Source organism: Bradyrhizobium sp. Cp5.3 (assembly GCF_000426265.1).
Lineage (GTDB): Bacteria > Pseudomonadota > Alphaproteobacteria > Rhizobiales > Xanthobacteraceae > Bradyrhizobium > Bradyrhizobium neotropicale.
Window position 1 is genome coordinate 183412 of the sequence record NZ_AUFA01000004.1, and the last position, 20938, is coordinate 204349.

Here is a 20938-nt window from a genome sequence, read left to right on the forward strand (position 1 = left end):
CCTCTCGCTCATGGCAGAGGCCGCATGATGCAGTACCCTCGACAAAGATTCAGGGAGGGAGTCATGTCCGCGAAACTCGATCGCCGCCACTTCGTTGCCGCCGGCGCCAGCGCTATCGCGATGCCTTTCATCACGCGCAGCGCATCGGCGCAAAGCCCATGGCCGTCACGGCAGATCCGCATGATCTGCAGCTACCCTGCCGGCGGACAGACCGACCTGCTCGCGCGCGCATTCGGCGAGTTCATTTCCAAGCAGACGGGAAAGACCGTCGTCATCGAAAACAAGCCCGGCGCCTCAGGTGCGATCGGCACGGCAGAGGTCGCGCGTGCAGAGCCCGACGGCCACACCGTGCTGTGCTCGATCTCGACCACCTACATCATGAATCGGGTGGTGATGAAGAATCCCGGCTACGACATGGACAAGGATTTGACGCTCGTCAGCGTCATTCCGGGCGCCGGCCTCTTGCTGGTTGCGAACCCGAAAACCGGCATCAAGACGCTGAACGACTTCGTCGCCTTCGCGCGCAAGAGCGGCAAGGTGAATTTCGGCACCTATAGTGCGGGCTCATCCCCACACATGACGATCAACGAGCTCAACAAGCAGTATGGCCTCAACGTCGAGCCGGTCCACTACCGGGGCGAAGCCCCGATGTGGACGGGCATGCTGGAAGGCACGCTCGATGCCGCGATGGGCAGCTACACCGCCGCGCAATCCGTCCTGCAAAGCGACCGCGGCACCGTGTTCGCGGTTCATTCGAAGAAGGTCGACGCGATCCCGAACATCAAGACTCTCCCCGAGCAGGGCGCGACGTCAAAGTTCTTCACCGTGAGCGGCTTCACCGGCTGGGCGGTGCCGAAGGCGACGCCGCAGCCGATCGTCGACCGGCTGGCCAAACTCTGTGTCGCCGCCAACAGCGATCCGAAAGTGAAGGAGGTTCTCGGCACGTTCGTGCTCGAACCGGCGTTCGGCTTCAAGGAGACCAATGCCCTGTATCAGCGCGAGTTGCCGATCTGGATCGAGAGCGCGCAGTCGCTCGGACTGGAGCCAACCTGACCCCCGGATGCGCTAGCAGCCCGTGTCGGGCGCTCGCATCCGACCAAAGCCTAGGTCGAAGACGCACACGCGTTCTAGTATAATGCACGCCGACCGGACAACCCTTGCGTCAAGCCCCCCGGGTCCTGACGAGAAAGGCCGATCGCATGACACCAGACGGCGTCACTGTGGCCACCATGATCATCCTGCTTTTCCCGATGGGCTATTTTCTGCTGTCGTCGCCCGCCTTCCTGCTGGTGAAGCTCGACATCCGGCCCGTCGCCCTGCTGTTGCGCGGGCAGTTCAATGCCTATTTCCTGATGTTGAGCGTTGTCGGCGCAATCGGGACGGTGGTTTTCGTCGTGACCGGTCGATTTGCCTTCGCAATCGGTCCCGCCCTGATCGTGGCTTTCGCGATCTGGGGACGCCTCTGGTTTCTGCGACAGATGGATGACCAGCTCAGCGCCGGGGGCGCGGGCGGCGCTAATGCGGCGCGTCGGTTACGTCGGCTGCATTGGGGCGGAATGCTGTCCAACGCGGTCCTGGTCGTCGCTCTCGTGACCAGCATTCCCTACGTTGCCCCGTCGACCTGAGGCAGGGCGCACATGGGCCGCTTCTTTTTGGCGGCCTTGCCCCTGGCCGATCCGGCGCCTCGCCTTCGCGCCAGTTCCTCGAACGACCAAGCATCGGAATGTCCTGCAGGAGGGCTGCGCCCCCTACCCGCCTAGTGCTCTTCCGAGGAAACGACGTTCTGTTGCGCCTTGTGGATCGAGGACGGCACCACGCCGAAATACTTCCTGAACACCCGGCTGAAGTGCGATGAGCTGGAGAAGCCCCAGGAGAACGCGACGTCGGTGATGGTCTTGCCGCCGTGGGCCTCGAGCTCCTGCCGGCAGTTCTGAAGGCGCGCCTGCCAGATATAGTCGCTCACCGTGGTGCCGCGCTCAGAGAACAGCATGTGCAGATAGCGCTTGGAGCAGCCGAGCTCGGTGGAGATCTGGTCGATGCACAGATCCGGATCGCGCAGATGCTCGCGAATGAAGAACTGCGCGCGCACATACATCGCCTCTGGCCCGACCCGATCGAACATCGTGTCGGCCTCACGCAGCGGCAGCAGCAACAGATCGATCAGCGAATCGGCGACGCCGACCGCGCTGTTCGCCGACAGCTTCGCCGCCTCGTCGAAGGTCGCATGGACGAAATCATGGGCGATCCGCCCCGTTCCCGTCTTCGCCGACAGCTTGCAGGCGGGCATCCGCTGCGAGGGGAAACCGCGATCGCGCAGCAGCGATTTCGGCACGATCACCACGTCGTGCCGCGTGAAGGCGGGACTGATGATCGAATGCGGGCAGGACACATCATAGGCGATGATGTCGCCCGGATTGAGCTCGATATGGCGGCCGTCCTGCTCGAAATAGGACACGCCGTAGGTCTGGAAGTGGATCTTGATATAGGGATGCTCGTTCGCCTTGGCGCGCGCAAGCGTGTGCGCGACGCGATGCTGGCTCACCTCAATCTGGCAGAGCTTGAGGCGCGAGACGGTGGTGTAGTCGATACGGCCCTCGAGCGAGGACGCTTCCAGCGGATCCACGTCGAAGTAGCCGCACAGGCTCGTCAGCCCGTCGATCCAGCTCTGGATCTGCTTCTTCGGCGTCAGTCCGGTCGTCGAGAGCGTGTGGATTGTGTCGGACATCATCCAGCCAACTGGTTTCACCCGGAGATACGATGCGAATCGCGACCGGTGCCGCTGGGTGCCCTCTGTCGTGATTGCGCGACGTTTACCTCGAATTTGGGCGGTCTTTTGGGGCAAGCGCTATGCCCCACTGCCATCCTTAAGAATAATCCTCCGCCTTAGTTGCACCGCCGTCAAGGGGAACCTGAGCGCCAAAGGCCGCAGACAGGCGTCGCGGAAGCCGCTGAATTCGCTACTGCAAAATCAAAAACTTCGCATCCGTGCGCTGTCGAGCAAAGCAGCTTCCCTCTTGGGCAAGTTTCCCGATTATGAACCGGTTAGGGAATGTGGCAGGAACAACAAGAAACGGGCTGCAGACGAAACGCGGACCCGTGGCTCATACCAGGAGGAGGAAACTCACAGCATCGTTTCTGGTCCCAATCGTGACCGCCCTGCACGAGCAGACGCTGGACGTCAATGCCCAGCGATTTAGCAATGCTTTGGAAACAATAAACGAGCCCTAGGAGGAATAAACTATGCGCAAGGTGCTACTGGCGACCTATCTTGGCTCCGCGGCGGTGCTCGCCGTCGGCAGCGCGTCAGCCAATGACGAGTTGAACAAGATGTCGCAGAACCCGAAAGACTGGGTGATGCCGGCCGGCGACTACGCCAACAGCCGCTATTCCAAACTGAACCAGATCAACGCCCAGAACGTCGGCAAGCTCCAGGTCGCCTGGACCTTCTCAACCGGCGTGCTGCGCGGCCACGAAGGTGGGCCGCTGATCATCGGCAACGTGATGTATGTCCACACCCCGTTCCCGAACAAGGTCTACGCTCTTGACCTTTCCAACGAGAACAAGATCATCTGGAGCTACGAGCCCAAGCAGGACCCGAACGTCATCCCGGTGATGTGCTGCGACACCGTCAATCGCGGTCTCGCTTATTCCGACGGCAAGATCTTCCTGCACCAGGCGGATGACATGCTTGTCGCGCTGGATGCCAAGACGGGCAAGCAGGTATGGGCCGCGAAGAACGGCGATCCCACCAAGGGCCAGACCGGCACCTCGGCGCCTCTGGTCGTCAAGGACAAGGTGCTCGTTGGCACCTCGGGCGGCGAATTCGGCGTTCAGTGCAGCATGACCGCCTACGACGTCAAGGACGGCAAGCAGGTCTGGAAGGCCTATTCGGAAGGCCCGGATGACCAGATCCTGTTTGACGACAAGACCACTGCGCTCGGCAAGCCGGTCGGCAAGGATTCGAGCCTCAAGACCTGGCAGGGCGACCAGTGGAAGATCGGCGGCGGTTGCACCTGGGGCTGGGTCTCCTACGATCCCACCCTCGACCTGATCTACTACGGCTCCGGCAATCCCTCGACCTGGAATCCGAAACAGCGCCCGGGCGACAACAAGTGGTCGATGACCGTCTTCGCGCGCAATCCGGACACCGGTTTGGCCAAGTGGGTCTACCAGATGACGCCCCACGACGAGTGGGACTATGACGGCGTCAACGAGATGATCCTCTCCGATCAGAGCATCAACGGCCAGGCGAGGAAGCTCCTGACGCACTTCGATCGCAACGGTCTCGCCTACACCATGGACCGTGCCACCGGCGAGCTGCTGGTCGCCGAGAAGTACGATCCGAAGGTGAACTGGACCTCCGGCGTCGACATGGACAAGAACTCGCCGACCTATGGTCGTCCGAAGGTGCTCGATGCAGCTTCGACCGAAAAGGGCGGAGAGGACCACAACACCAAGGGCATCTGCCCGGCCGCGCTCGGTACCAAGGACGAGCAGCCGGCGGCCTACTCGCCGGACACGCAGCTGTTCTACGTGCCGACCAACCATGTCTGCATGGACTACGAACCGTTCAAGGTGAGCTACACCGCGGGCCAGCCCTATGTGGGTGCGACGCTGTCGATGTATCCGCCGCAGGGTGAAAGCCACATGGGCAACTTCATCGCCTGGGACGGCAAGACCGGCAAGATCGTGTGGTCGAACAAGGAGCAGTTCTCGGTCTGGTCGGGTGCGCTCGCAACCGCCGGCAACGTGGTGTTCTACGGCACGCTCGAAGGCTACCTGAAGGCAGTCGATGCCAAGACCGGCAAGGAGCTCTACAAGTTCAAGACTCCCTCCGGCATCATCGGCAACGTCACGACCTATGAGAACAATGGCAAGCAGTACGTTGCCGTGCTCTCCGGCGTGGGCGGCTGGGCCGGCATCGGTCTGGCGGCTGGTCTGACCGATCCGACGGCCGGTCTCGGCGCGGTCGGCGGCTACGCGGCGCTGTCGAACTACACGGCTCTCGGCGGTACGCTGACCGTGTTCTCGCTGCCGAACTAACGTCGACTCGTATCGTCCCGGCGCGTGGATCAACTCCACGCGCTGGCTCGTCTCCACCGAACGCGTCCGAGGAAAACTCACTTGCGTAGAATCTGCTCTGTCATTGCTGCGATGATGTTCGTCGCGTCCGGAGGAATTGCCGTCGCGGACGGCTCGGGTGACCCGACCGCCGTCAAACAGAACGAAAGTGGCGAATGGTCCGATAAGGACGGAAACCCGACCTACAAGGTCAGCGACGGATCCGTGGACTGGTACACCTATTCCGGATACCGCCGCTATCACTCCGAGTGTCATGTCTGCCACGGCCCTGACGGAATGGGCTCCACCTACGCTCCGGCGCTGAAGGATTCGCTCAAGACCATGAGCTACGCCGACTTCCTCGGCGTCGTCGCCTCCGGCCGCAAGAATATCTCCACGGCGCAGGAGAACGTGATGCCGGCCTTCGGCGACAATCCGAACGTCGCCTGTTACATGGACGACCTTTACGTCTATCTGCGCGCCCGGACCAATGACGCCTGGGGCCGTGCGCGGCCACCCAAGCATGAGGACAAGACGCAGGCATACACGGCGGCTGAAGATGCCTGCATGGGCAACAAGAAGTGAACGTTTGGAGTCTGACCGGGACTTAAATCTCGGCATCTCCGTGAAGATCTGAGGAGTTTACGATGAAGACACGTGCAGCCGTCGCTTTTGAAGCGAAAAAACCGCTTGAAATCGTCGAGGTCGATCTGGAAGGCCCGAAGGCCGGTGAAGTTCTGGTCGAAATCAAGGCGACCGGCATCTGCCATACCGACGCCTACACGCTCGACGGCTTCGACAGCGAGGGAATCTTCCCCTCGATTCTGGGCCATGAGGGCGCGGGCATCATCCGCGAGATCGGCCCCGGCGTGACCTCGGTGAAGCCGGGCGATCACGTCATCCCGCTCTACACGCCGGAATGCCGGCAGTGCAAAAGCTGCCTGAGCCAGAAGACCAATCTCTGCACCGCGATCCGCGCCACCCAGGGCAAGGGCGTGATGCCTGACGGAACCAGCCGCTTCTCCTACAAGGGCAAGCCGATCTACCACTACATGGGCTGCTCGACGTTCTCGAACTTCACGGTGCTGCCGGAGATCGCGGTGGCGAAGATCCGCGAGGACGCGCCCTTCGACAAGAGCTGCTACATCGGCTGCGGCGTCACCACCGGCGTCGGCGCAGTCGTCAACACCGCCAAGGTCGAGCCGGGCTCCAACGTGGTCGTGTTCGGCCTCGGCGGCATCGGCCTCAACGTCATCCAGGGCGCCAAGATGGCTGGCGCCGACAAGATCATTGGCGTCGACGTCAACGACTCCAAGGAGGAATGGGGCCGCCGGTTCGGCATGACCGACTTCGTCAACCCCAAGAAGATCACGGGCGACATCGTCCCGCATCTCGTCAGCCTCACCGACGGCGGCGCCGATTACACATTCGACTGCACCGGCAACACCACGGTGATGCGCCAGGCGTTGGAAGCCTGCCATCGCGGCTGGGGCACCTCGATCATCATCGGCGTCGCGGAAGCGGGCAAGGAGATCGCCACCCGTCCGTTCCAGCTCGTCACCGGGCGCAACTGGCGGGGCACCGCCTTCGGCGGCGCGCGCGGCCGCACCGACGTGCCGAAGATCGTCGACTGGTACATGAACGGAAAGATCCAGATCGATCCGATGATCACCCACGTGCTGAAGCTCGAAGAGATCAACAAGGGCTTCGACCTCATGCACGAGGGCAAGTCCATCCGTTCAGTCGTCGTGTTCTAGCTCTCAGACATCCCACCCAAGGAGGATCGACCCATGACTGTTGCACTCCATCCCTCGATCGACAACGGCGTCAAACAGGGCAGCGGCAGCTTTGCCGGCGGCACGCTGGTCTGCAAATGCAGTGACCACCCGGTCAAGGTCAGCGTGAAGGGCGACGTCGCCCACAACCATGCCTGCGGCTGCACCAAGTGCTGGAAGCCGCAGGGCGCGATGTTCTCGGTGGTCGCGGTCGTGCCGCGCCAGAACGTCTCCGTGCTCGAGAACGGCGACAAGCTGCAGATCGTCGACCCGTCGGCGGTGATCCAGCGCTATGCCTGCAAGGCCTGCGGCACGCACATGTACGGCCGCATCGAGAACAAGAACCATCCGTTCTACGGCCTCGACTTCATCCATCCCGAGCTGTTCCAGGAACAGGGCTCGGCCGCTCCCGGCTTCGCCGCCTTCGTCTCCTCGGTGATCGAATCCGGCGTGAAGCCGGAGCAGATGGCCGGTGTGCGGTCGCGGCTCAAGGAGCTCGGGCTCGAGCCCTATGACTGCCTGTCGCCGCCCCTGATGGACGCGATCGCGACCCACGTGGCCAAAGCCAAGGCCGCCTGAGGCCGCCAGACGTTCGCCACGCCCGTCCGGCCGCTGCTCCCGACCATCACCAGCGCGCCGGACGGCGAGGCTCCCAAGATTGCGGCGGCGTGGTTCCGCCCCTTCGTTTGATGCGCCTGCGAGGGCCCTCTGCTCCCTCAGTCCTGGTCTTTGAATGACTGCGCAGTGCCGCCGACTTCCAGCTTGAAGTCCGCGTCCTGCGTTTCTCCCTCCCTCGACTGAGGCATCCTGCTTCGTCCGCGCAGTCCCTCTGGCGGACGAAGCTTTTTTTGCCGCGCAACCTGCCGCTGCAAAAGCTACGCGCAGCATCGCCGCCCTGCTTTTGCCAAACCGCGGATACAATCTCTTCACGTCAAGCACACCCGGCTGTGAATGCCGGTCCGGCCCGATCTCTGATAAGAGTCGCGGCGTGACGATGCCGCGCCAAATTCAATCAAATAAGAACAAAACGGGAGGTATCGAGCACATCCAGACATCGCCAATCGCATTCCGACCTCCTCCCGGGACCTGCCCGCGCGGGGACAACAGGCTGGATGCGGGCGAGACGACACACGGACCATGGCGTCGACGACGTCGGCGCAATCAAAAATCGACAAGCTTATGAAGAGCGAGGACGATCATGATCAAAATAAAGATCAACGGCCAGGAACAGAGCTGGGACGGCGACCCGGATCTTCCGCTACTCTGGTTCCTGCGCGACGAGGCCGGGCTGACCGGCACCAAATTCGGCTGCGGCCAGGCCTTGTGCGGCGCCTGCACGGTCATCGTCGACAAGGAGGCCGTGCGCGCCTGCATCACATCGATCAACGACGTCGCGGGACGCGAGGTCACGACGATCGAAGGGCTGCATCCCACCGGCGATCATCCCGTCCAGAAGGCCTGGCGCCAGGTCAACGTTCCCCAATGCGGCTTCTGCCAGGCCGGCCAGATCATGCAGGCCGCCGCGCTGCTGATGGAAAATCCAAAACCGTCGCATGAGCAGATCCGCGAGGCCATGGCGGGCAACATCTGCCGCTGCGGCTGCTACCAGCGCATCGAGAACGCCGTTCATCTCGCATCGACGGGGGTGTGATCATGAATTTCATCGACAATCCCCGGAAGCTTCGCGGCTTCGAAAAGCACATCAAGGTCGAGAAGGTCTCCCGCCGCAGTATCCTGAAGGGTCTCGGCGTCACCGGCGGCTTCGTGCTGGCCGCGCCCGTGATGACGCGCCAGGCCTTCGCCTATGAGACCGGCGCCGGAAAGATGCCGCACGGCGTCGTGGTCGATCCACGCGTCTTCGTCGCGGTCGCGCCTGACGGCATCGTCACCATTCTCGCCCACCGCTCGGAGATGGGCACGGGCGTGCGCACCAGCCTGCCGCTGATCGTGGCCGAGGAGATGGAGGCCGACTGGTCCAGGGTCAAGGTCGAGCAGGCCCATGGCGACGAGGTCAAGTTCGGCAACCAGGACACCGATGGCTCCCGCAGCACGCGGCACTATCTGATCCCGATGCGCCAGATCGGCGCGTCCGCCCGCATCATGCTGGAGCAGGCCGCGGCCAAACGCTGGGGCGTGCCGGCTGCCGAGGTCAAGGCCGTCAATCACGAGGTGGTCCACAGCGCCAGCGGACGCAAGCTCGGCTACGGCGAGCTCGCGGCCGATGCCGCCGAGCAATCGGTGCCGAGCATCGAGGGCCTCAAGCTGAAGGACCCCAAGGACTTCCGCTATCTGACCAAGGGCCGGATCGGCATCGTCGATCTTCACGACATCACCACGGGCAAGGCGCGCTACGGCGCCGACATACGCCTGCCCGGCATGAAATACGCGGTCATCGCGCGCCCGCCGGTGACCGGCGGCACGCTCGTCTCGTTCGATCCGGACGCGGCGTTGAAGGTCCCTGGCGTCGAGAAGGTGATGAAGGTCCGCGGCTGGCCGTGGCCCTCGAAATTCCAGCCGCTCGGCGGCGTTGCGGTGATCGCCCGCAACACCGGTGCGGCGATCAAGGGCCGCGACGCGCTGAAGCTGACCTGGGACGACGGCGCGAATGCCAAATACGACTCGGTCGCCTACCGCAAGGAGCTCGAGGACGCCTCGCGCAAGCCGGGCCTCGTCGTGCGCCAGGAGGGCGATGCGGATGCCGCGCTGAAGAGCGCCGACAAGGTGATCGTCGGCGAGTACTACATCCCGCACCTTGCCCATGTCAGCATGGAGCCGCCGGTCGCGGTTGCCGACGTCAAGGACGACAAAGCGGAGATCTGGGCGCCGGTTCAGAGCCCGGGCGGCACACGCGAAGACGTCGCCAAGACGCTCGGTATCCCCGAGCAGAACGTCACGGTCAACGTCACGCTGCTCGGCGGCGGCTTCGGCCGCAAGTCGAAATGCGACTTCGCGCTGGAAGCCGCACTGCTGTCGAAGGAGCTCGGCACGCCGGTGAAGGTGCAGTGGACACGGGAGGACGACGTCCAGCACGACTTCCTGCACACCGTCTCGGCCGAGCGGATCGAGGCGGGGCTCGACAAGAACGGCAAGGTGATCGCCTGGCGCCACCGCAGCGTGGCTCCCAGCATCGCCTCGACCTTCGCCGCCGATACCGTTCACCAGGCACCGTTCGAGCTCGGCATGGGCCTCGTCGACATGCCCTTCGAGATCGCCAACATCTCCTGCGAAAATCCGGAAGCGGCCGCGCACACCCGCATCGGCTGGTTCCGCTCGGTGTCGAACATCCCGCGCGCCTTCGCGGTGCAATCAATGGTTGGCGAGATCGCGCATGCGACCGGCCGCGATCAGAAGGAGACGCTGCTCGCGCTGATCGGAAGCCCGCGGATCGTCAAGCCCGCGGTGAAGGACCTCTGGAACTACGGCGAGCCCTATGACAGCTACCCGATCGACACCGCGCGCCTGCGCAAGGTGGTCGAGCTGGTCGCCGAGAAGGGCGAATGGGGACGCCAGGTGCCGAAGGGCCACGGCCTCGGCATCGCCGTGCACCGCAGCTTCGTCAGCTACATCGCGACCATCGTCGAGGTGGACGTCGACGACAAGGGCAAGCTGACGGTGCCACGGGTCGACACCGCCATCGATTGCGGCACCTATGTCAACCCCGAGCGCATCGCCTCGCAGATCGAAGGCGCGGCGATCATGGGCCTCGGCCTCGCCAAATATGGCGAGATCACCTTCAAGGACGGCAAGGTGGAGCAGAAGAACTTCGACGACTTCCAGGTCCTCAGGATGGACGAGTCTCCGCTCATCACCAACGTCCATATCGTGCCGCCCGGACCCGACACGCCGCCGAGCGGCGTCGGCGAGCCCGGCGTGCCGCCCTTCGCCCCGGCGCTGATGAATGCGATCTTCGCCGCGACCGGAAAACGCATCCGCGCGCTTCCGATCGGCAAGCAATTGGAGGCGTAAAGCGCGTTAAGCGCTTTAGGTTAGAGCAACCTTCCCCATCCGATGTGCCCTCTCCCCTTGTTGTGGGAGAGGGCAGCGACGCTGAAAGACACGCACTAGGCACTCTCTCGCCGCAATCCCACGTGGCACATCTCCGTGCCGTCCAGTTCTTCTCGCCACTTTCTGAAATCGACTTCGGTGCGCTTGGACAAGAATACCGCCGACGCAGCCAAGAACGCAGCACGCGTGCTCTCGAACGTTTTCGCTGTGCCCGACATGCACCCGCCGGCACGTGACCCAGGATAGAAGCTGCAGCGCCATTGCCATGGATCACTCTCAGTCGGATTGCCGCTGCGCAGGCCGATGCTGCCGACCTTGGACATCGCCGTAATGGGATCAGCCAGCTTTCCTGTCAGACGTCGCAGTCACGACGACGGGCGAGATGAGTCATGGTCGAGCGCCGCGTGATACCGCTGGCAAATTGTCAGTGGGTTGGGGGATCGCCTCTTGACCACCGCGCGTCGTGGTTGTGGATGGGTCTGCATCGTTGCGGGAGGCCAACAAGGAGCCTAGGATTATCACGTGCAAGCACCTCAGTGCAGATGGCCGCCTTTCGGCTTACTCCGCGGCTGCCATCGACAAAAATCACAGGAGGACATCGCGATGAAATCGCTGGCTTATGCAACCTTATTTGCTCTCGCATTTGCCCCGAGCTACGGCTTCGCTCAAGGCTCAACCGGCCACAACATGAGCGACGAAGAGCTGATTAAACTATCGCTGTCAGCCGCGCCCGAGGCCATCGCCAAAGATGCAACGATCGTCGCTATGGACCACGACGGCAAGATGCGGACATTGCGCCAAGGAACGGGGCAGTGGACGTGCATGCCAGGTCACGCCGATCCGGCCAACCCGGACCCGATGTGCGGCGATAAGAACGCGATGGAATGGGCAACAGCCTGGATGGATCACAAGGAGCCACCGGCGAACAAGGTAGGGTTCATGTACATGCTCCGAGGAGACGGGGGTGCGAGCAACACCGACCCGTATGCAACAAAAGAAGAGGCCGGCAACAACTGGATCAAAACCGGCGCACATGTGATGATCGTCGGCTCTGGCGCCAAGATGTTGGATGGTTATCCACGCGACGCGAAGGCGGACCCAACGAGACCCTATGTGATGTGGCCCGGCACGCAGTACGAGCATCTGATGCTGCCGGTCCGCTGACCTCGCGATCTCGCACCCCCTACGTTCATATGAGAAGCCGCAAGGCACGCGGCAGACGCCATAAAGAAGTGAGTTCGCTGACACGGACTAACACTCGCCGGACCTTTCGGGGCGGCGCTCTTGTTTGCGCTTCCGTGAAGAGCGCCCGCGTTATGCAGCGGCATTACCCTGCTTGTCCGCCCCACGCATCACGATCTTGAGCGCGTCATCCGGTAACTGCCAATGCAGCGCGCCTCATCCCACGGTGCGCGCATTCAGACATCGCGCTCTCATCGGCCGCCAGGATCACCTGGTATCGGCTTGGCTCGACCACTGCGTTCGCCTCCGTGGTCAGGATCCGGTAGACCCGATGCGGCCCGCAGACGGGCTTGGACTTGGTGCCACGGTTGCCAATGAATTCAGTCCTGCGAAAAGGGCGCAGCCCGCATAATTACTGGCTTTCTATGTCCATAAACGAACCGACGCGACTTCCGGAAGTCGGCATGCTGCCTTCATAGGCCACGAAGGAAGACGGCCATGAACGGGGTAGAGCGTAGGTTCATCGTCACCACGATGACCGGATTTTTCGTGCTGATGGGGGCAATGAGCTTGCTTATGATGGTTGGCTAAGGGGGGCCCGAACATGACGATCTCATGTCCCGGTGACTGACGCTGATGGCCCTGCAATTCCACCGCGCTGTCGAGCACATGGAAATATGGAGCGCGAGCAGCGAGGGCTATTCGTTCGTGATCAGCCATGAGAGTCCCGCCGGTCCCGGCTTTCACGGGCAGCCGGGCTATGTGGCGTCATGGCGACCGCTCTATCAGACCAATGGCGCGATCAAGATCGGCGGCTCACCGTTCAAGACTTTCGCGGAAGCGGAGGAAGCCTGCACCACGATGCTGAAACATCTCGAAAGGCAGGACGGCGGCGCCGATCTCGGAGCATGAGGCGGCGTTTGCCCTTTGATCCCGACCAGTCGAATTTCTCTGCCTGCTTCTTGCGTGGCCCTGCAATGTAGTCCGCCTTCTTTTGCGTGGGGACGAGTGGCGGTCCGCCTCAAGCAGGCAGCTATGCCCCTCTCAGGGCGCACACAGCAGAATGCGGCGGACGCTGCCGTCCGCCGCATTCGCTCGCCCCCTGCACGCTCCGCTTCTTTCGATCCGCCAGCGGAGCTATTTCTTGAGCGCAAAGACCCAGACCACACCGCCCTGCGGCACGTTGGATTCGATGCCGATATTGTTGGTCGCCAGCGCATCCTGGATGCGTTGCGCATCGACGCCCCAGCCGGACTGGATCGCGATGTACTGCGTGCCGTCGACCTCATACGACACAGGCATGCCCATGATGCCGGAGTTGGTCTTCTGCTCCCAGAGTAGTTCGCCGGTCTTGGCGTTGAAGGCGCGGAAGTTGCGGTCGTTGGTGCCGCCGGTGAAGACGAGGTCTCCGGCGGTCGCCGTCACCGAGCCGAACAGCTGCGACTTCGGGAAGTTGTGCTGCCACACCTTCTTGCCGGTCGTGGGATCCCAGGCCTGAAGCTCGCCGAAATGATCGGCGCCGGGCTTGGCCTTCAGGCCGATGTCTTCCGGCTTGGTGCCGAGCCAGAGCTCGCCCGGCTTCAGCGGAATCTTCTCGCCGGTGAAGCCGCCGCAGAAATTCTCGTTGGCGGGCACGTAGACGAGCCCGGTCTTCTGGCTGTAGGCCGCCGACGGCCAGTCCTTGCCGCCCCAGAGCGACGGGCAGAACTCGACGCGTTTGCCGACGATCGGCTTGTGCGCGGGATCGACGATCGGCTTGCCGCTCTCGGGCTCGATGCCTTTCCAGACGTCGGTGGAGACGAACGGCCAGCCGGCGACGTAATTGATCTTGGTCGGCGTGCGCTCGAGCACCCAGAAGATCGCATCGCGGCCCGGATGGATCAGGCTCTTGATGCTGCGGCCGTCACGTTGCAGATCGACCAGCATCGGCGCATCGACCTCGTCCCAGTCCCACGAATCGTTCTGATGATACTGGTGATGGGTCTTGATCTTGCCGGTGTTGGGATCGAGCGCGATCACGGACGAGGTGTAGAGATTGTCGCCTGGATGCATCTCGCCGGGCCACGGCGCGGCATTGCCGACGCCCCAGTAGATCGTCTTGGTGTCCTTGTCGTAGGTGCCGGTCATCCAGGCCGAGCCGCCGCCGTTCTTCCAGTCCTCGCCCTGCCAGGTGTCATGACCAGGCTCGCCTTCACCGGGAATGGTGAAGGTTCGCCATAACTCCTTGCCGTCCTTGGCATCGTAGGCGGCAACGTAGCCGCGCACGCCGAACTCGCCGCCAGAGCCACCGACGATGACCTTGCCGTCGACGACCAGGGGCATCAGGGTCATGTACTGCCCCTTCTTATAATCCTGCACCTTGGTGTCCCACACCACCTTGCCGGTCTTGGCGTCGAGCGCGACGACGTGGTCGTCGGTGGTGGCGAGATAGAGCTTGTCGTCCCAGAGGCCGACGCCGCGGCTGGTCGGATGCAACTGGAACAGATCGTCGGGGAGTTGCCGCTTGTAGCGCCAGTATTCGTCGCCGGTCTTGGCATTCAGCGCGATCACCTGCCCCATGGGAGTTGCCACGAACATCACGCCGTTGTTGACGATCGGCGGCGCCTCGTGGCCTTCGACGACGCCGGTGGCGAAGGTCCAGACCGGCGTGAGATTCTTGACGTTCGAGGTGTTGATCTGGTCGAGCGTGCTATAGCCCTGCCCGTCATAGGTCCGTCGATAGAGCATCCAGTTGCCGGCTTCCGGATTCTCCAGGCGCTGCGAGGTGACCGGACTGTAATTCTCGATCGGGCCGGCGCCGGCGGCGATCGGGACGAGGCAGGTGAAGGCGACGAAGCCGGACAGTAACCATTGCTTCCTGGTCATGGACGTTTCCCCTTGATTTCATCCGTTGAATTCTTGACGTGAATTCTTGTCGTTCTTCTCGTCATCCGCACGAGATGCGGATGCGGCCTGTCGTGATGCGGGCGCGACCCGCGATCCATCATCCTGGCTGCTGGCCACCTACCTTTCCGATGAAATTGCCGGCGACGCTGAGCGTGGCGTCAACGAGCGCCAGCGGCAGCGCGGCGAGCCGCCGCGGCGCCGGCCCGAATACGACCTGCGCGCCCGCGCGGGGATCGTATTCGGAGTTGTGGCACATGCACTTGAAGACCTCCTTGTCGCCGACATCGCTCTTGACCCAGGCGGTGACGGGACAGCCGGCATGCGAGCAGATCGCCGAATAGGCGATGATGCCATCCACGGCGCGCGATTTGGTTTGCTCGTCGAGTTCGGCGGGATCGAGCCGGATGATCAGGATCTCGTTCAGCCGCGAGCCGCTGCGCACCACCGATGTCTTGGGATCTTTCGGCCAGGCATGCACCGGCGGTCCGCCGCGCGGCAGATCGGCCGCGGTGATGACCTTTCCTTCCTGATCGCCTTCAGAGAAGACGAGGAGATCGCCCTTCTGCGGCCGCTCGTCGGCGCCGGGCGCGTCTTCGCCTGCACGGGACGGTGCCGAACAACCAAGGCAGGCCGTGGTGACAAGCGCGCCGATCAGGATCGTTCGCCGCGTTTGCTCCGCGCCCGCGTCGGCGTCAGGTTCCGTTGCGATGTCAGAGGCCGATGATGTTGAGGTGATGTTGAACGATGAGCTCGACATGCATCTAGCAGGCGCTGCAACTCTGCCAAAAACATGGCGGAGAATTGGCATCGCAGTGCATCAATATGGCTTTGCTCGCTTTGATTGAACGCGAGTGAACGCGTTCACGCGCATTTTCGCGATTGCAACGTCATGATGCGCGATCGGTCATGATGATTTTGCAGGTCAGACCGATGATGTCAGTATTGGTGCAACGCGCCATCATGCGGCGCGATGCAACACGATGACAATGCAACTGCACGTTTTGCAGGCAATTTGTCGTTTCAGCATCTCAGTTTCAGGATCTCAGCATGTGGCGCGGCGCGGCAATGCGCCCCGCGACCGTGGCCGATGCCATCTCAAAACTATCGGCGATGCGCCGCGCCTTGTCGATGAAGTGCGCGGCGGCGGCGGGCGGACAGACGTCGCGGGCGGTCTGCTCGAACAGGTCGAGCCAGCGATCGAAATGATCGCCGATCAGGCTCAGCGGCAGATGCGCCCGCATCGGCTGGCCATGATAGCGGCCGGTCATCAGCACAACCGATGACCAGAAATTCCTCAGCTTGGCGAGGTGCTCGTCCCAATCCTTGACGACCGCGAACACCGGGCCCAGCAATGAATCCTCGCGCACGCGCCCGTAGAAGCGGGTGACGAGTTCCCCGATCATCTCTTCGGTGATCCCGGTGCGCTCGATCGCATCCTGAACCAGGAGGCTCCGCCGCTCGGCCGCAGCTTCCCGCTCGGCCTTCAGTCGATCCGACATTCCCTTGCTATCCGTTCGTTGGTTCCGCAACCGCCCTTGCGACATTGTCTGGGCTGACCACGCCGCTCCGTCTTTGTCGCAGCGCAAATTGCGGGAGTGCGGCGGCGGACGCTATATCTTGAGCATGATCTTGTCGGAAAACCGCTACGCGCTTTTCCGGATCATGCTCCGAACACCCGCCGCCTGCGCCAATTAGGCGCTGTAGGTGTAGAAGCCCTGCCCGGTCTTGCGGCCGAGATGGCCGGCATCGACCATCTCCTTGAGCAGCGGCGCTGGACGGTATTTAGGGTCGTTGAAGCCTTTGTAAAAGACCTCCATCACCGACAACATGGTGTCCAGCCCGACGAGATCGGCGAGCGCCAGCGGACCGATCGGATGGTTGCAGCCGAGCTTCATGCCGGCGTCGATCTCTTCCGCCGTGGCGATCCCTTCCTGAAGCGCGAAGATCGCCTCGTTGATCATCGGGCACAGGATGCGGTTGACGGCGAAGCCCGGGCTGTTCTTGGCGGTGATCGCCACCTTGCCGACGCGCTTGGCGAAGTCCAGAGCCTTGGCGTGAGTGTCGTCCGAGGTCTGCAAACCGCGGATGAGTTCCAGCAGCGCCATCACCGGAACCGGATTGAAGAAGTGCATGCCGATAAAGCGGTCGGGGCGATCGGTCGCAGCGGCGAGCTTCGTGATCGAGATCGACGAGGTGTTGGTCGCGATCAGCGTGCGCGGCGACAACGTCGCGCAGAGATCCCTCAGGATCTTGACCTTGAGCTCCTCGTTCTCGGTCGCGGCCTCGATCACCAGGTCGCAATTGGCGAGCTTGGCCCGGTCGGTCGTTCCCGTGATGCGCTTGAGAGTCGCCTCGCGGTCGGACGCGGACAGCTTCTCCTTCTTGACCAGACGGTCGAGGCTTCCGCCGACGGTGGCGATGCCGCGGCTGACGGCGGCATCGGAGATGTCGACCATCACCACGTCGAGCCCCGCCGCCGCGCAGATCTGCGCGATGCCGTTCCCCATGGTCCCTGCCCCGATGATGCCAACGGTTTGGATCATTGATTCACATCCTTCTCGTCCTGCGGGCGTGCCAGCACGGGCCCAGCCCCATTTTCCCTGCATCAGGGTCTAGCACCGCTGCCGGGCGGGTGCGACCTGATCCTGGCCCTTCCTTAAAGCATCCTTGGCCGGAATAAAGCCGCCTGTTCCCTTGGATAGGCCTGATTTGCCGTTCTTTCGGCCTGTTTGGCCCGCGCCCATCCCGCCCCCAGGGAATGCCGAGGATGCGGGGAGACCGGGCCGGTCGGGTGTGCAGGCCGACCGGTCGAGGGCCAGCCTGACGGCGGCGACCTTCGCGAGCATTCCCGCCCATCGTGAGCGTTGCAAAACTCTCGTCTTCCGCTCAAGATCACATCGTTTTTGCATTTCGTTTCAGCAGTCGATTTTGAGCTCGATCAATGTTGCGACGGAATTTCATATGGATGATCGGCGATCCGACGAGACCGGCCATCGCGACGTTGCCTGCCAAACCGAGAATGCCGGCGGTCACCAATCCAGCCCGTTCATGTCGCTGGGCGCGCTGGCGAGCTATCATCCCAAGATCGAGTCGATCTGCATCAAGGTGGCACATTACGTCGACCGGGTTTTCAAGGGCACCAATCCGGCCGAGTACCCCGTCGAGCAACCAGTGATTTTCGAGCTCGCCGTGAACCTCAAGACGGCCGCGGCACTTGGCGTGACCATTCCCGACAGCGTGCTCGCCCGCGCCGACAAGGTGATCGAATGAAAACTTCGCGCCAAGACGACTGCCTGCATTCACATCGTGCACTTAGCCTGGAGACGATCATGCGCAGCATAGCGTTGACAATCGCATTCGTGATTTCATTGAGCGCGCCGGCTTCGGCTCAGAAGGCCGAGATTGACGCGATCAACGCGAAATGGATCGAATTTTTCAACAAGGGAGATTTCGCCGGGATCGGATCACTCTACAGCACTGATGCAACCGCGCTCCCGCCCGGCTCTCCGATGGTGCACGGCCGAGCAGCCATCGAGGCAATGTGGAAGAGCATGGCCGAACAAGTTGCCGATCCGAAGCTCACAACGGTCGACGTCAAGCCACTTGGCCCAGCCGCCGCACGCGAGATCGGCACCTTCGTCCTGAAGACCAAGGGACCGACGCCGCAGGAGGTGACTGGAAAGTATGTCGTTGTTTGGGAGAAGGTCGGAGATGACTGGAAGCTCGCGACCGACATATGGAACGATGGCAAGTAGGCTTCTCTCGTGCGGCAGAACCGCTTTGCGCCAGAAGCTGGCTTCCGCGCGAGATTGCGGTCGACTGGCAGTTGCATCGACGCGCGAAAGATTCCTCCGACTAGTGATGCAGTAGCACGGCCTCCCGAATGGCTCGGCTCGAGCCTAAGACGGATGCGAGCCCCAGAGCCATCAGCAGCACGCCAAGCCACCTCCAGTCCCACCCATCATCGCCGGCCTCGACGGTTGGAAAGGCTAGCGGCGTCGCCGAAGACGCGGACGCGGCAACCACGTCACTGGCGGCCGGCGCGGCCGCCAGAAGCGCCTCCACGTCGACCTGACTCGGCGTGATGCGGTCAGCCGTCAGCCGGTCGTTCGCGCGGTTGAGAACGGGAGCCAGCGTGGTCGCGGTCGCGAGTGGATCAGCATCAGCCACCTGCACGGGCGCGGAAGGGCTCGGCCGAGACGTATCCACAGGTACTGAGCGAAGCAGCTCCGCTCGCGCATCCACCGCAACCTTCCGCGTACGCCCTGCCGTCTCGTTCTCCTGGACTGTGGCAACACGATATTTGGCGGCGCGGCGCTGAAGCAGCTTCTTCACCGGCGCGGTCCCTTCTGCAGCCTGAAACCAGCATTTGCGGCGGCCCTCCAATCGATAGACCCAGTGCTGGCCGTCGGCGGTCGACTTACCGGGTCGCGGCACGCACGACTCTTGCTCGGATTTGGGCGCGGGCGGTGTCGCGGGAGCGACATTAAAGAAGTCGGCGAAAGGGTTCGAAGACGCGGGCGACGTCGAGAGGGCTGCAAGAAGGACAAAACCAGCGAAGTAAAATCGCAAATGACCGGACATGGAAAACCCCGGTGTTGCGCCCCGCCCGGCCTTGACCTTTGGCCGTGACCTGGGTCGCAATGCGGCTTAAATCCGGCGGCGCGGTGGATTCATTTCTGGCAGTCGGCGTCGAAAGTGCGAACTACCAGACTGCCTCTTCTGAGGTTAATCAGAAATGGCCGATTTGCACACCAAGCGCACTCGCGGGTCAAAGCCGAACGGAGCGAAGGCGGCCAGATCGCGCGCCGCTATTGGATTTTGGCCAGGCACTCCTTTAGCCGCTCAAGCTCCGAGCGAACTTGAGACTCCATGGCGCCTTGTAAAGCTACCGTACCTTTGCTGAGCAATTCCCCTGAGGCCTTCCTGTCCAGGTTCTGTCTCCAATCCCGGATTGCCTGCTTGACCTCCCGTTGCGCCTGCGCGGTCGACTTGAGGTACGTCTGTATGCAGGCGTCGGTCGACGAGCACGTCTGGCACTCTTGGGCGGCGGCCGGACTCGAGACAAGCAGGGCGAGTGTCGCAGCAAGGACCTTCATCGCTCCATCCTCCCGTTACACCATATCAGCGTGCCGGCATCTCGTCGCGCGCCAAAGATCCGCCACAAACCAAGACGCGATCGTTTCGCAACGATTCCGCTAACTCATCGAAATGCAAAGGGTTTCCGCCAGGGAACAGTGCGCGTGCATGCACCGCGCAACAAACGTTGCAGTTAGTTTAAGCGGCGGCCGCGAGCCGCTAATTCGACTTCTGGCGTCACACCTGAACCGTCGTCGGCCATTGTTTTCCGGCCCGATGCGCTACGGCGGACGTCCGCATCACAACATCAACTTGGGTAGGGACATTGATGAAAATTCTGTCTGCGCTGCTCACGGCAGCGCTCTTGCTCGCGGGCATGGGGTCAGGCCACGCGGCGGTTCGGATTGCAGACGACCCGGGTGGGCAGATTGGAGAGTACCTCTCCAGGTACAGCGAACTCCGCGCTTCAGGCCAAACGGTGATGATCGATGGCCTTTGCGCTTCGGCCTGCACCATCCTCCTCTCGACAATCCCTCACGACAAGATTTGTGTCACCTCGAACGCGACCCTTGGCTTTCACGCCGCTTATGATTTCGCCGGCAATGGCCGAACTGTCACTAATCCTGAAGCAACCCAGTTGCTCTATTCGGGATATCCATCCCAAGTGCGGCGGTGGATTACAAGCCGCGGCGGTCTTACCCGCAGAATGATCTTTCTTCGCGGCAGACAGCTCCAAGCCATGTATCGCCCGTGCTACGTCGATGCCCGCGCTCCCGCCGCGGTGCCAGCCAACCCTGCTTTCGTCGACCAAGACCAGCGCGGCTTCCTCGCCAGTTTTGGCGCCCGATTGGCACCAATCCGCAAATAGACGGCTCGGCTCCGATAGCACCTGCACTCTCGCGCAACCTCGCGCGAGAGCCCGCCGAATGCTGCATCCAAAATCAGTCATG

19 protein-coding genes are annotated in these 20938 nt (G+C 62.5%); 13 read left to right on the forward strand and 6 right to left on the reverse strand.

Annotated features, from left to right (window positions below; all coding sequences use genetic code 11):
- Positions 1–63: 63 nt before the first annotated feature.
- Both K289_RS0108600 and K289_RS0108605 read left to right on the forward strand, forming a co-directional pair.
- Positions 64–1053, forward strand: a complete 990-nt coding sequence (locus tag K289_RS0108600) for a tripartite tricarboxylate transporter substrate binding protein (protein ID WP_027551128.1) — start codon at positions 64–66, stop codon at positions 1051–1053.
- A 146-nt stretch (positions 1054–1199) separates the two neighbouring features.
- A complete protein-coding gene (locus tag K289_RS0108605) occupies positions 1200–1625 on the forward strand; it encodes a hypothetical protein (RefSeq protein WP_027551129.1) in 426 nt (141 codons plus the stop codon).
- Positions 1626–1756: 131 nt separating this feature from the next.
- On the opposite strand, the gene K289_RS0108610 is transcribed toward K289_RS0108605, so the two are convergent.
- Positions 1757–2725, reverse strand: coding sequence for a helix-turn-helix domain-containing protein (locus tag K289_RS0108610; RefSeq protein ID WP_027551130.1), 969 nt, complete (start codon positions 2723–2725; stop codon positions 1757–1759).
- A gap of 515 nt (positions 2726–3240) precedes the next feature.
- On the opposite strand from K289_RS0108610, the gene xoxF5 reads away from it, so the two are divergent.
- The 8 genes from xoxF5 to K289_RS0108660 all read left to right on the forward strand — a co-directional run bounded on the left by xoxF5 (position 3241) and on the right by K289_RS0108660 (position 12935).
- Positions 3241–5043: a lanthanide-dependent methanol dehydrogenase XoxF5 gene (gene xoxF5 / locus K289_RS0108615; protein ID WP_027551131.1), complete on the forward strand. Its 1803-nt coding sequence runs from the start codon at positions 3241–3243 to the stop codon at positions 5041–5043.
- Positions 5044–5154: 111 nt separating this feature from the next.
- On the forward strand, positions 5155–5646 hold the full coding sequence (locus tag K289_RS0108620) for a c-type cytochrome, methanol metabolism-related (protein WP_084788575.1): 492 nt from the start codon (positions 5155–5157) through the stop codon (positions 5644–5646).
- Between the two features lie 62 nt (positions 5647–5708).
- Positions 5709–6818, forward strand: a complete 1110-nt coding sequence (locus K289_RS0108625) for an S-(hydroxymethyl)glutathione dehydrogenase/class III alcohol dehydrogenase (RefSeq protein ID WP_027551133.1) — start codon at positions 5709–5711, stop codon at positions 6816–6818.
- Between the two features lie 33 nt (positions 6819–6851).
- The gene (gene gfa, locus K289_RS0108630) at positions 6852–7415 is read left to right on the forward strand and encodes an S-(hydroxymethyl)glutathione synthase (RefSeq protein ID WP_027551134.1); all 564 of its coding nucleotides are present in this window, start codon (positions 6852–6854) and stop codon (positions 7413–7415) included.
- Between the two features lie 619 nt (positions 7416–8034).
- A complete protein-coding gene (locus tag K289_RS0108640; protein WP_027551135.1) occupies positions 8035–8487 on the forward strand; it encodes a (2Fe-2S)-binding protein in 453 nt (150 codons plus the stop codon).
- A gap of 2 nt (positions 8488–8489) precedes the next feature.
- Positions 8490–10802 carry a molybdopterin cofactor-binding domain-containing protein gene (locus K289_RS0108645; protein WP_027551136.1) on the forward strand — a complete coding sequence of 771 codons (2313 nt, stop codon included), beginning with the start codon at positions 8490–8492 and terminating at the stop codon, positions 10800–10802.
- A 642-nt stretch (positions 10803–11444) separates the two neighbouring features.
- On the forward strand, positions 11445–12005 hold the full coding sequence (locus K289_RS0108650) for a hypothetical protein (RefSeq protein ID WP_027551137.1): 561 nt from the start codon (positions 11445–11447) through the stop codon (positions 12003–12005).
- A gap of 654 nt (positions 12006–12659) precedes the next feature.
- A complete protein-coding gene (locus tag K289_RS0108660; protein ID WP_027551138.1) occupies positions 12660–12935 on the forward strand; it encodes a hypothetical protein in 276 nt (91 codons plus the stop codon).
- Between the two features lie 225 nt (positions 12936–13160).
- Here K289_RS0108660 and K289_RS0108665 read toward each other — a convergent pair whose 3' ends face one another.
- From K289_RS0108665 to K289_RS0108685, 4 genes are all read right to left on the reverse strand, one after another.
- On the reverse strand, positions 13161–14888 hold the full coding sequence (locus K289_RS0108665; RefSeq protein WP_027551139.1) for a methanol/ethanol family PQQ-dependent dehydrogenase: 1728 nt from the start codon (positions 14886–14888) through the stop codon (positions 13161–13163).
- 118 nt (positions 14889–15006) lie between these two features.
- Complete coding sequence (locus tag K289_RS0108670; protein ID WP_027551140.1) at positions 15007–15666, reverse strand: ubiquinol-cytochrome c reductase iron-sulfur subunit; 660 nt, start codon at positions 15664–15666, stop codon at positions 15007–15009.
- 277 nt (positions 15667–15943) lie between these two features.
- Positions 15944–16408, reverse strand: a complete 465-nt coding sequence (locus K289_RS0108675) for a group III truncated hemoglobin (protein ID WP_035684284.1) — start codon at positions 16406–16408, stop codon at positions 15944–15946.
- Positions 16409–16600: 192 nt separating this feature from the next.
- A complete protein-coding gene (locus K289_RS0108685; protein ID WP_027551142.1) occupies positions 16601–17452 on the reverse strand; it encodes a 3-hydroxybutyryl-CoA dehydrogenase in 852 nt (283 codons plus the stop codon).
- Between the two features lie 418 nt (positions 17453–17870).
- Between K289_RS0108685 and K289_RS0108690 the strand changes: the two genes are divergently transcribed.
- On the forward strand, positions 17871–18179 hold the full coding sequence (locus K289_RS0108690; protein ID WP_156917877.1) for an ABC transporter substrate binding protein: 309 nt from the start codon (positions 17871–17873) through the stop codon (positions 18177–18179).
- 59 nt (positions 18180–18238) lie between these two features.
- Complete coding sequence (locus K289_RS0108695; RefSeq protein ID WP_027551144.1) at positions 18239–18664, forward strand: SgcJ/EcaC family oxidoreductase; 426 nt, start codon at positions 18239–18241, stop codon at positions 18662–18664.
- Positions 18665–18764: 100 nt separating this feature from the next.
- Here K289_RS0108695 and K289_RS0108700 read toward each other — a convergent pair whose 3' ends face one another.
- A complete protein-coding gene (locus K289_RS0108700) occupies positions 18765–19346 on the reverse strand; it encodes a hypothetical protein (RefSeq protein WP_245283871.1) in 582 nt (193 codons plus the stop codon).
- A gap of 970 nt (positions 19347–20316) precedes the next feature.
- On the opposite strand from K289_RS0108700, the gene K289_RS44100 reads away from it, so the two are divergent.
- Positions 20317–20856 carry a hypothetical protein gene (locus tag K289_RS44100; protein ID WP_245283872.1) on the forward strand — a complete coding sequence of 180 codons (540 nt, stop codon included), beginning with the start codon at positions 20317–20319 and terminating at the stop codon, positions 20854–20856.
- Positions 20857–20938: the final 82 nt, after the last annotated feature.

What these genes read in the sequence shown, in the direction of transcription:
- K289_RS0108600 (WP_027551128.1), top strand. Translation starts at nt 64, where the DNA reads ATGTCCGCGAAACTCGATCGCCGCCACTTCGTTGCCGCCGGCGCCAGC.
- K289_RS0108605 (WP_027551129.1), top strand. Translation starts at nt 1,200, where the DNA reads ATGACACCAGACGGCGTCACTGTGGCCACCATGATCATCCTGCTTTTC.
- K289_RS0108610 (WP_027551130.1), bottom strand. Translation starts at nt 2,725, where the DNA reads ATGTCCGACACAATCCACACGCTCTCGACGACCGGACTGACGCCGAAG.
- xoxF5 (WP_027551131.1), top strand. Translation starts at nt 3,241, where the DNA reads ATGCGCAAGGTGCTACTGGCGACCTATCTTGGCTCCGCGGCGGTGCTC.
- K289_RS0108620 (WP_084788575.1), top strand. Translation starts at nt 5,155, where the DNA reads ATGATGTTCGTCGCGTCCGGAGGAATTGCCGTCGCGGACGGCTCGGGT.
- K289_RS0108625 (WP_027551133.1), top strand. Translation starts at nt 5,709, where the DNA reads ATGAAGACACGTGCAGCCGTCGCTTTTGAAGCGAAAAAACCGCTTGAA.
- gfa (WP_027551134.1), top strand. Translation starts at nt 6,852, where the DNA reads ATGACTGTTGCACTCCATCCCTCGATCGACAACGGCGTCAAACAGGGC.
- K289_RS0108640 (WP_027551135.1), top strand. Translation starts at nt 8,035, where the DNA reads ATGATCAAAATAAAGATCAACGGCCAGGAACAGAGCTGGGACGGCGAC.
- K289_RS0108645 (WP_027551136.1), top strand. Translation starts at nt 8,490, where the DNA reads ATGAATTTCATCGACAATCCCCGGAAGCTTCGCGGCTTCGAAAAGCAC.
- K289_RS0108650 (WP_027551137.1), top strand. Translation starts at nt 11,445, where the DNA reads ATGAAATCGCTGGCTTATGCAACCTTATTTGCTCTCGCATTTGCCCCG.
- K289_RS0108660 (WP_027551138.1), top strand. Translation starts at nt 12,660, where the DNA reads ATGGCCCTGCAATTCCACCGCGCTGTCGAGCACATGGAAATATGGAGC.
- K289_RS0108665 (WP_027551139.1), bottom strand. Translation starts at nt 14,888, where the DNA reads ATGACCAGGAAGCAATGGTTACTGTCCGGCTTCGTCGCCTTCACCTGC.
- K289_RS0108670 (WP_027551140.1), bottom strand. Translation starts at nt 15,666, where the DNA reads ATGTCGAGCTCATCGTTCAACATCACCTCAACATCATCGGCCTCTGAC.
- K289_RS0108675 (WP_035684284.1), bottom strand. Translation starts at nt 16,408, where the DNA reads ATGTCGGATCGACTGAAGGCCGAGCGGGAAGCTGCGGCCGAGCGGCGG.
- K289_RS0108685 (WP_027551142.1), bottom strand. Translation starts at nt 17,452, where the DNA reads ATGATCCAAACCGTTGGCATCATCGGGGCAGGGACCATGGGGAACGGC.
- K289_RS0108690 (WP_156917877.1), top strand. Translation starts at nt 17,871, where the DNA reads ATGGATGATCGGCGATCCGACGAGACCGGCCATCGCGACGTTGCCTGC.
- K289_RS0108695 (WP_027551144.1), top strand. Translation starts at nt 18,239, where the DNA reads ATGCGCAGCATAGCGTTGACAATCGCATTCGTGATTTCATTGAGCGCG.
- K289_RS44100 (WP_245283872.1), top strand. Translation starts at nt 20,317, where the DNA reads ATGAAAATTCTGTCTGCGCTGCTCACGGCAGCGCTCTTGCTCGCGGGC.